Origin of the sequence: Paenibacillus tyrphae (assembly GCF_000722545.1) — a bacterium.
Lineage (GTDB): Bacteria > Bacillota > Bacilli > Paenibacillales > NBRC-103111 > Paenibacillus_G > Paenibacillus_G tyrfis.
In genome coordinates this window covers 1-10719 of record NZ_JNVM01000022.1, presented here as the reverse complement: position 1 = coordinate 10719, position 10719 = coordinate 1, and the positions used below count along the sequence as shown (strand labels likewise).

The window sequence follows — 10719 nt, the reverse complement described above, 5'->3', positions numbered from 1 at the left end:
GTGAGCCTTAAATCATTTCTGCATAAGCTGCATTATGATCCTGATCATTCCAGGCCGCCGGACTTCGAACCCGATTGGAATAATGCTCCGCTTGGTTATAAGCTGTATCGCGGCTTACCGACCTTTGCGCTCTCTTCGGAAGTGCCGCTGACCCTTGAAGGAAGATCCGTGCCGGATAGGGCGGACATTCGCGATATCGGTCATTTTCTCTGGTATGTATACGGACTTGCACAGCTGTGCCAGTCCGTCTTTTACATGGATTATGGCGGACTGGAGGGAGGAACAAGCGTAGTCCACTCGTTCCGGCGGTTCGCGCCCTCCGGCGGCTCCCTTTATCCGAGCGAATTATATGTGTACTTGAAAACGGACGATTTGCCTGTCGGGATCTATCATTACGATACGGCGCATCATCGTCTCGTGCTGCTGCGCCTTGGCGATTTTGATGCTTATCTGGCGCGGGGGTTGGGGGATCGCTGCGACCTTTCGGCTTGCTTCGGCGCTGTGTTCGTATCAACCGTATTTTGGAAAAATTTTTTTAAATATAATAACTTTAGCTACCGTTTGCAGGGACTTGACGCCGGCGCGCTCATCGGACAGCTGCTGGAAACGGCCAAACGATTCGGATATCATACGGGGGTGTACTTCCGTTTCCTCGACCGGGCCGTTAATCATTTGCTTGGCCTTACCGAGGAGGAAGAGAGCGTGTATGCAATCATCCCCTTATCGCTGCAGCCGGCCAGCGGCTGGTTCTCCAGCAACGGGACTGAAGCCGGAGTCTTGACATCCCGCCAACTGTGCGCCGCGCTGCCTGCGGTCCGGCACGAGCATTACGTCCGCTCACTTCAATCGATAGAGTTCCCGATGCTGCTTCGAATGAACGAGGCTTCGTTGATGGAAACAACGCAATCGTTCGGTCCGCTTGATGCCGCGAATATCGGAGGAACGATGATCGGCGGAGGGGAAACGGTAGCGCTGCCCCGGACGCAAAGGCTGTCGTTTGATCTGGCTTCGGTTGTTCGCAAACGGTATTCGCCGCATTTGGATTTTGTTTTTAGCAAGGTTGATGCTTACCAGGCCGCCGCTTTACTGCACGAGGCAACGGCCTCGTTCCCTTATACGAACGATTTGGATATGGCAGGCCACGGGCCCAGGAAGCGGGTGTCCATTTACGGCTGTTTGTACGGTATTGAAGGCATTCCCGCCGGCGCTTACCGTTATGATGCTCTGGCTCACGAGCTGCGGCTGATCCGTCCGGGAGACCACAGGATGCTGCTGCAGCAGGGAATAGCCATAGGTAATGTGAATCTGTTTCAGACCCCGCTTTGCCTGCATGTGGCCGCGGACAGGAATCACTATGCGGATGCGCTTGGTTTCCGGGGGTACCGCATTCAGCAGATGGAAGCAGGGATGCTTGTTCAGCGGCTGTTGATCGCGGGGGTCGCTCTTGGGCTTAACGGGCATCCGCTCCTCAGCTTTAACCCGGCCGATTGCGACAAAATTTACAAAATGGAAGCGGAGGGGGTTACCAGTCTCATCCAAGTGCCGCTAGGAGCTTGTAGACCCGGCTCCCGGCTAGAGGGCGGATTATACTCTTGAGAAAACGGCAAAAGACAGCAGCTCGAAGTCACATTCGGGCGTGCTGTCTTTTTTCGTTAATAGTAAGGCGAAATTAATAGATACACAAGAACTCCGGTGGAGCTTACATATAGCCAGATGGGCATCGTCCAACGGGCGATTTTCCGGTGCGACTCGATTTTCATATTGAAGCCCCGGGTTACGGTGATTAAGGCCATAGGGACGTTCACAATCGCCAGCAGCACGTGGGTGATCAGGACAAAAAAGTAAACGTATTTCAGCCACAGGCTTCCTCCGAATTTGGTCGGCTCGGTCAGAAAATGGTACATGACGTACGAAACAAGGAATAAAGCCGTGGTCACAAAAGCAAGAAGCACAAAGTTCCGGTGTGCCGCGATGTTTTTCTTCTTAACGAAATAAAGCGAAAGCAGCAAGAAAGCGAAGGTAAAGCAGTTAAAGACGGCGTTCAGCAGAGGGAGCAGCGTCACGTCGAAGCCGACCGTACCTTCATATTTCGGCATAAAAAACAATGCGGCGATCACTCCGATAAGGATAATGGAAAAAACCGTGATCCATGCGGTAAAATTGCGTGGTTTGCTCATGTTATTCCCCCGTTTTCTGGCATTCTGCAACTATCGTCCATTTAAGAATAGACATCCTTTTCTTCAAAAACAACGGGATTTTCCCGCGTTTTGTTACATTTTATCGAAAGCTGGGAACAGCGAGGTCCAGGCTGCCGCTCTTGCATAACATTGGAGCGGAATGCCCACCATAATATGGACTCCGGAGCAGAATGTGGAACCATGTTCAAAACACCGTTTTCGGAGGCAAATGAAGCATCACTACTTAGGAAGAGGGGCTTGCCGTGGCTTTTTTGCCGCCCGAGGACCGCATCACAACCATACAAGCAGCCGTGCTGATCTCCAATTATATGCTGGGCGTGAGTATTCTGACGTTGCCCCGTACCTCGGTAGAGGCGGCGCAAACGCCCGATGTCTGGATTTCGCTCATCCTCAGCGGATTGATCACGGTAGCGGTCGGAATTTTGATTGTAAAATTGTCCCAGCGCTTTCCGGGTCAAACCTACTATCAATATAACCGGCTGCTCGTCGGCAAGTGGCTGGGGATCACGCTCAGTTTTTTTACGGCTTTATATTTCATTCTTATGGCCTCTTTTCAGGTTCGGGCGGTGCTGGACGTTACCCGGCTGTTCCTGCTGGAGGGCACGCCTATCTGGGCGATTACGTTCGCTTTTATGTGGGTGGGCGTTTATTTGATACTGGGGGGAATCAATCCGGTCGCCCGGCTCTTCGAAGTGATCTTTCCGATCACGACCGTCATTCTGATCTTGATCGCCTTCATGGGGCTCAGCGTATTCGAACCCGACAATATGCGGCCCGTTCTGGGCCACGGCATCATGCCCGTGCTGCGCGGGTTGAAAACGACGATACTATCCTACACGTCCGTCGAGATCATGCTCGTCGTTCCCGCCTTTATGAAGCATCCGGAAAAAGCGATCAAAGCGGTGCTGATCGGGGTGCTCATCCCGGCGTTCTTCTATGTCGTCACCTGCGTCATTGTCATAGGAACGTTGTCGGTGGACGGCGTGATCACACGGACTTGGCCGACCATCACGCTTTTCCGGAGCTTCGAGTTCAGGGGAATTTTCTTCGAGCGCTTCGAGACACTGCTGCTTGTCATCTGGCTTATGCAGATTTTTACCACCTTTACGTTGTCCTATTATCTTGGAGCGCTTGGCATCGCACAGAGCTGGAAGGTGAATCATCGGACGGTCATCTTCGTCCTGCTGGCGGTTATTTATATGATCTCTTTTGCTCCTGCGGATACGAACGAATTGTTTAAGCTGGGGGATAGGTTAGGCTTGTCTTCGCTGGTTCTGTTTATTCTGGTGCCCGCGGTTCTGCACGTTCTCCCGGGCAGAAAGGGGGCCCGGTCTTGAAACGCCGAAATAGGATGCTCGCGATTCTAGCTCTGCTGCCGATGACGCTTTTGACGGGCTGCTGGAGTCAGCGGGAGATCGACGATCTTAGCCTCGTGGCCGGAATCGCGCTGGATAAAGCTCATGAAACGAAGGTTGAAAAGGCTCTGACCAAAAATGGGGCAGCGCGTAAAAAAGAGGATTTGATCTCGATCACCTATCAGATTTTTACTTCCAGCTCCGGCGGCGGGCAAGGCAAAGGGGGCGGCGGCTCGTCCGAGCAAAAGAAATATGAAAATTTTACGGAAACCGGCGATTTGTTATTGGAGTCGACCCGGGAAATCTCGCTCCGGACGGAACGCCCCATATTTGCCCAGCATTTTAAGACGCTGGTGATCGGCGACGAGCTGCTTCGTACGACACCGATCCGGAGTTTTATGGATCTGATGTACCGTGAGTCGGAATTCAGACCGAGCGCCCTGGTGTTCGTCGCCCGCGGATTGGCGAGGGAGACGTTTGAGCTGAAAGGGGCAAAGGAAATCCCGGCATTCCGCATCCTGAAAATGGTTGACAATCAATACAAATCGACCCGCATCCTTCCTTCGGTATCCTTGACCAAGCTGCTGACGTTCCTGCAGAGCAAGTCGAGCTTTTTGCTGCAAGCGATCGTCAAAGGGGGAGGAGAAATTAAATTTGCCGGGGCCGGAATCGTTCACGGACAGAGCGGAAAGCTGATCGGCTTTCTCGATGAAGACGAGCTGAGCAGCATCACGCTGATCACGGGAAATGTACGGGGAGGCGTCGTGAAGTTCGCCGACGAGGAAACCGGACAAAAAAACCTGTATGAAATCTTATCGTATAAGAGCGACATTGTGCCGCATGTGGAAGGGGACAACATCTCGTTCGAGGTTCGAATCGAAGCCCGGGGTCGGTTAAGCGAAAGCTGGGTGATGAACGAGAAAAGCTTCGACGACCGTTTCCTGAAGCGTCAGGGGCAGTATGCGGCGAAGCAATTGGAACGGAACATCCGCCAGACGCTGGAAAAAATTCAGAAGCGGTACAAAGCCGACGTGATCGGATTTAACAAGGAACTGCGCATTCATGAGCCGAAAACATGGGATAAAGTCAAATCCCAATGGGACCAAAAGTTCAGTCAAGCCGAGGTTCGCGTACACGCCAAAACGACCGTGACGGAGTACGGAGCGAGCGGTTCGAAAGTCATTGAGCATCGCAATCCGCCCGGACCATGAAGGCAATCCATAATTTAGATAAAAACATAAAAAAACATAACCGGACCTAAAAAAAACAAAAGACATTAGCAGACGGATGCTATAGATTGTAAGTACATAAATAAAATACGATATGATGAAGCATGTACATTCCGTGGATCGGCGCAGAACCTGTAAGTTTGTTTCAGGTTCTTTTTTGCACATGCTTCTCCGCTGGAATACGGGCGAACGATCATACTAAGCGGAAAGGAGGAAATGGTTTACCGTAGAGCAACGAATCCTACCCGACTAAAGGAGGAAAATGACAATGTACAGAACCCAGATTCAATCGACCCGCAGCAAAATGAGAACGTTTTCTCTGATTCTGCTTTCCGCTGCGCTGCTTCTGGCGGCCTTCGGCTTGCCCAGTCCGTTGCAGCCGAAGGTTCATGCCGCCGGAGAAATGAAACCGTTCCCACAGCAGTTGAGCTATCCCGGCATCCTCAAGCCGAATCATGTTTCGCAAGCTTCCATGAATGCGTCCGTCGCTGCTTACTACGACTACTGGAAGGGGGCACATCTGAAGAACAACTTATCTTCCTTGCCGGGCGGCTATTACGTCAAGGGGAACGTTGCGGGCGAAAAGGACGACTTTGAGGCTCTGGGCTCTTCGGAGGGACAAGGCTACGGCATGGTGATTACGGCGCTGATGGCCGGTCATGACCCGGATGCGAGAACGATTTTCGACGGGCTGTTCAAAACGGCAAGAGCTTATAAAAGCTCCGAAAATTCGAATCTGATGGGCTGGATCGTAGCGGACGACAAGAGAGCTCAAGGGCATTACTCCTCGGCCACAGACGGAGACCTTGATATCGCCTATGCGCTCATTTTGGCCGATCGTCAATGGGGGTCCGGCGGTTCCGTTAATTATTTGGCGGAAGCGAAAAAAATGATTACGAACGGCATCAAGGTCAGCAACGTGACGACCGGAAACCGGCTGAATCAGGGAGATTGGGATTCCAAAAGCACCTGGGAGACACGTCCGTCGGATTGGATGCTCAGCCATTTGCGGGCATTCTACGAAGTGACGGGGGATCAAACCTGGCTTGACGTCATCAACAATCTGTACAACGTCTACGGCCAATTCAGCAGCAAATACACGCCGGTCACCGGTCTGATCTCCGACTTCGTCATCGACAATCCGCCGAAGCCGGCTCCGCGCAAGCACTTGCCGGGGGAAGAATTCCCTGACGAATACAATTACAACGCCAGCCGCGTTCCGCTGCGCATTGTGATGGACTACGCGTTCTACGGGGATGCGAGAGGCAAAGCGATCGCCGACAAAATGGCGACATGGATCAAAGGAAAGACCGGCGGCAACCCGAACAATATCAAAGACGGCTACAAGCTTGACGGCACCGTAAACGAAAAAGCAAGCTATGCGACGGCCGTGTTCGTCTCGCCGTTCATCGCCGCGTCCATGACGAACAGCAACCATCAGGCATGGATCAATGCGGGCTGGGATTGGATGAAGAACAAGAAAGAAGGCTATTATAGCGATTCCTTTAATCTGTTATCGATGCTCTTCATTTCCGGCAACTGGTGGATTCCGACGGCCGGCGGCACGCCGGATACGCAGCCGCCTACCGCTCCGGCGAACTTGACCGCAACGGCCGTGTCGAGCAGTCAAGTGAATTTGAGCTGGACGGCTTCCACCGATAACGTCGGGGTCAAAGAGTACAAAATTTATCGCGGCGGCGTGGAGGTCGGCACGGCAACAGGCACTTCGTACAGCGATACGGGCTTGAATCCGTCTACGACCTACAGCTACACGGTCAAGGCTTATGACGCGGCAGGCAATGCGTCGGCGAACAGCAATACCGCAAGCACCACGACAAGCGACGGTCCTTCCACGGAAGCCAATCTTGCGAAGGGGAAAGCAGGCAAGGCCAGCTCAGTGGAAGGAAGCGGCTACGAAGCGTCCAAAGCGTTCGACGGCAACGCCTCCACCCGCTGGGCGAGCGTGGAAGGAAGCGACCCGCAATGGATTTACGTCGATCTCGGGAAGACGTACAGCATCCATAAAGTGAAGCTGAACTGGGAAGCCGCCTACAGCAAAAATTACAAAATTCAAGTGTCGAACGATAGCGGCTCGCCGACGAATTGGACGGACGTATATACGAAGACGAACGGGAAGGGCGGAGTCGAAGAGATCACGTTTGCCCCGCAGGATGCCCGGTATGTCCGGATGTACGGCACGGCAAGAGGCACTTCCTACGGATATTCGCTCTATGAATTCCAAGTGTACGGCCCGAGCGGAATGTGAGAGGATATGTAAGCGTTCTATTGTTAAGGTTTTATTTTGTTTTTGGCAATTCGTGGACAAGGGGCGTTTGACGGGATTAGACTGATGAATGTTCGAACCTCAGCTTGTGCGACACAACATTGATCAGAGGAGCAGTCATCATGATATCCCCAAAATGGAAACGCGCCTTATCCCTTATTCCCTTGTCCATTTGTATCCTTGGTCAAGGCCTGCCTAACGCAACCGTATATGGAGCGCCGGCCGATGCAGGAGGTCAAGCAAGTCCGTCTGCCGGAAAATGGATGACGGGCGAATACCACGCACACACCTTTCAGTCCGACGATGCGCAGGAATCTCTGGAGCACGTGCTGGATGCCGCATTCAATCAGCACGATTTCGATTGGCTGGCCCTTGCCGACCATTTGAGAATGTCCAAACGGGACGACAACGGAAACAACATTCCCGGAGGACCGGTTCCTTTCTCCAGGGGTCTTGCCCAGTATCAGGCCCCTAAAATCAAACAATGGCAGGAGTCGGGCAAGTACAAAGATAAAATTATTTTTTCGGGCTTCGAATGGGACATGCCGAAATACGAGCACGTGGGCATCGGTATCGTAACTGACAATCCGGGCTCGCCCGAGGCGCTGAAAGCCGTAAGCCAGTTCGAATACTTATTCACTAACCGGGATGAAAGCCTGTTCGATCCGGCGGACGTTGCCGCCTGGAAGGCGCAGGACAACCGGGCATACACGACTCGCGACGACGCGCTGACCGCTTTGCGGTGGCTTCGTGAAAAATATCCCGAGACCAGCTACGCGATCTTAAATCACCCTTCGAGAAAAGGCGTTTACACAATTGCCGATATCCGGGATTTTAACAGCGCCGCACCGAATATCGTCTTCGGATTCGAAGGCATGATCGGCGGACAGATGGAGCCTGACCGGGGCGGCTACAACCTGACTACCCCGGCCAACCGGTCCTATGGCGGAACGGATTACATGGTCGCCAAGCTTGGAGGCGTATGGGATTCGCTGCTTGGGGAAGGGCGTAGATTCTGGAACTTTTCCAATTCGGATTTTCATTTCAAAATCAGCAGCAACCGCTTGTACTCCAGCGGATATTGGCCGGGCGAATACTCCAAAAACTATACGTGGGTGAACGGTTCCGATATGAAGGCGGTTGTTGCCGGCATGCGGTCGGGAAAATCGTTCTCCGTATATGGCGACCTGATTAACGCGCTTGATTTTACGGTTACCGATGACGGTCGCAAGGAAGAGATGGGCGGAGAGCTTCAGGTAAAGGAGGGGGACAACCTCCAGCTTACGATCCGGTTCAAAAGTCCGGAACAAAATAATAACGGAAATCCCGTTCAAGTTGATCATGTCGATCTGATTTCCGGCGATGTTACGGGACTGGCGCAGCCGGGTACCCCCGAATATAACAAAGATACCAACGATTCGACGAAGGTGCTGAAGCGCTTCACAAGCGTGGACTGGACGACAGATGCGGAAGGTTACCATGTCGTCAGGTATAATTTGGGAACTGCAAGCAAGAACCAGTATTTCAGGCTCAGAGGAACGAATCTGGGGCTCAACGTCGAGGGCGAAACAAGCAACGGGGAGCCGCTGATCGATCCGATAACGGATATCGCCGACAACGAAACCCGGTTTATCGAAATTAACAAGCGGAATTACCGGGACCTGTGGTTTTATTCCAATCCGATCTTCGTAAGCGTGGCGCCCTACAGCGATCAGCAGGCTGTCGACGATACGAAGCAATCGTTGTCCTTGGGCGATATAAGTCAAGTCGCTGCCAATCTTCAACTGCCGACGACAGGGAAGCATGGGGCAAGCATTTCGTGGCAAAGCTCCGATCCTCAACGGATGACCGATGACGGCAAAATCGTATCGCGTCCTCTGCAGGATACGGCTCTTACGCTGACGGCCACGATCAAGCGCGGAAATGCCGCAGCGAGCCAAGCTTTTGCGGTGAATTTGAAAGGAACTTCCCTGGAGCTTCACGGCACATGGAAGACAGCAGACGGACAGCCTTATTCCAGCGGCGCCTGGACGAATCAGATTGTTACGGGCAGCGTCTATGCCAGCGTATACGGTAGTGTATATGGGACCGGTACCGACTTGGAGCTATCAACCGACAACGGGCAGAATTATAAATCCTATCATAGCAACAGCAACGTCGAGATTTCTCAAGAAGGCGTGCATTCACTGCTGTTCCGGGCCACCGATTCTTATAAAAACAAAGCATTGCTTCCGTTGACGGTAAACATTGACCTTACGCCTCCGGTCATCACGCTCAAGGGAGACCCGACCGTGAATCTGACCGTCGGTGCGGCTTACGTCGAGCAGGGCGCTTCCGCTGCCGATAACTTTGGGGTGGACGGCGATGTCGTCATCACCGGAGCCGTCGATACGCATACGGCGGGAACTTACACGGTGTATTACAATGCCCGGGATTTGGCGGGGAATCGTGCCGCCGAGGTACGGCGTACGGTCATCGTAGCGAAAGCGGCGGACAGCAGCGATTCGAGCGGCGACTCCGGAAGCTCCGGCTCCGGCGGAAGTTCGAGCTCGACGGGCGGCAATTCGGGCAGCACGACAACCCAACCGGCATCCGGCGATAAACCGAACCGCCCTGACTCTTTGGAGCTTGCGGTCAACGCGAAGCAAGCGACCAAGGGCAGCATCAAGGACGCCGTGACGATCGAAGTTCCGGCAGGCGCCTTGCCATCGAACGGTACGATTCGGGCCAGCATCCTGTCTGCCAAGGAGACTCCTTCCACCGGGAATCTGCGGGCGGTGAGTCCGGCGATCGAGGTCACAAGCACGACCGGTCATACTTTTAATCAACCGATCGCTCTGACGTTCCATTATAACGCCAGTCAATTGCTTCCGGGGCATCAGGCAGCGGTGTATTATTATCATGAGCAGCAAAAGCGCTGGATTTATATCGGCGGGACCAATCGTGCGGACGGAACCGTCACCGTGAACGTTAACCATTTTACGAAGTTCGCCGTATTCGATTATCAGCCGGCCGCTTTCCCGGATTTGGCCGGGCATTGGGCGGCGTCGTATACCGACCGTTTGGTTGGGATGAACGTCATTCAAGGGTTTGAAGACCGGATGTTCCGTCCGGAAACGTTGGTCACGCGCGGGCAATTCGCGAAAATGATGGCGGAAGCGCTCGGTCTTCAAGGCTCCGCGGACGCCTCCGGGTTTGCCGATGACCCGCAAATTCCGGATTGGGCGAAATCCGGCGTAGCCGCAGCGGTCAAAGCAGGCCTGATCCACGGATACGAAGAAAACGGCCGCACGTGGTTCAAAGCGGACCAAACGATCACCCGGGCGGAAATGTCCGTGATGATCGCGAATGCGCTGAGCTCCGGCGGCGGATTCAATTCGGGGAACCAAACCAATGCATTCCGGGATGCCGCTAGCATTCCCGCATGGGCAGAAGCAGCTGTGAACGCCTCGGTATCGGCCGGGATCGTGAGCGGGTATGAGGATCAAACGTTCCGCGCCGGTCAAACGGCGACGAGAGCGGAGGCGGCAACGATGATTTACAAGCTTTTGGAAGCTTTGAAGCTGTAGCCGATCCATTCGAACTTTAATAAACGGAGAAAGCCTGACAGGGAAACCTGTCGGGCTTTTCGGTGTACGCCCAGCATGGGCGTC

General features: G+C 53.5%; 6 protein-coding genes and 1 pseudogene. 6 read left to right on the top strand and 1 reads right to left on the bottom strand.

The features are described from left to right. The gene (locus ET33_RS25105) at positions 1-1596 is read left to right on the top strand and encodes a SagB family peptide dehydrogenase (protein ID WP_036688513.1); all 1596 of its coding nucleotides are present in this window, start codon (positions 1-3) and stop codon (positions 1594-1596) included. A 56-nt stretch (positions 1597-1652) separates the two neighbouring features. On the opposite strand, the gene ET33_RS25100 is transcribed toward ET33_RS25105, so the two are convergent. After that, positions 1653-2177 (bottom strand): DUF420 domain-containing protein, encoded by a 525-nt coding sequence (locus ET33_RS25100; protein ID WP_036688510.1) that lies wholly within the window; start codon positions 2175-2177, stop codon positions 1653-1655. A gap of 263 nt (positions 2178-2440) precedes the next feature. Between ET33_RS25100 and ET33_RS25095 the strand changes: the two genes are divergently transcribed. From ET33_RS25095 to ET33_RS36655, 5 genes and pseudogenes are all read left to right on the top strand, one after another. Next, positions 2441-3535, top strand: a complete 1095-nt coding sequence (locus ET33_RS25095) for a spore germination protein (RefSeq protein WP_268808333.1) — start codon at positions 2441-2443, stop codon at positions 3533-3535. Continuing rightward, the gene (locus ET33_RS25090; RefSeq protein WP_152570697.1) at positions 3532-4764 is read left to right on the top strand and encodes a Ger(x)C family spore germination protein; all 1233 of its coding nucleotides are present in this window, start codon (positions 3532-3534) and stop codon (positions 4762-4764) included. The genes ET33_RS25095 and ET33_RS25090 overlap by 4 nt, the downstream gene beginning before the upstream one ends. Positions 4765-5044: 280 nt before the next feature. Further along, positions 5045-6592: pseudogene (locus ET33_RS39910) on the top strand (glycosyl hydrolase family 8); the annotation flags it as partial. Between the two features lie 87 nt (positions 6593-6679). After that, the gene (locus ET33_RS40675) at positions 6680-7048 is read left to right on the top strand and encodes a discoidin domain-containing protein (RefSeq protein WP_407668115.1); all 369 of its coding nucleotides are present in this window, start codon (positions 6680-6682) and stop codon (positions 7046-7048) included. Positions 7049-7188: 140 nt separating this feature from the next. Continuing rightward, entirely contained in the window at positions 7189-10635 is a 3447-nt protein-coding gene (locus tag ET33_RS36655; protein ID WP_081890482.1) for an S-layer homology domain-containing protein, read from the top strand. The last annotated feature ends 84 nt before the right edge of the window (positions 10636-10719 follow it).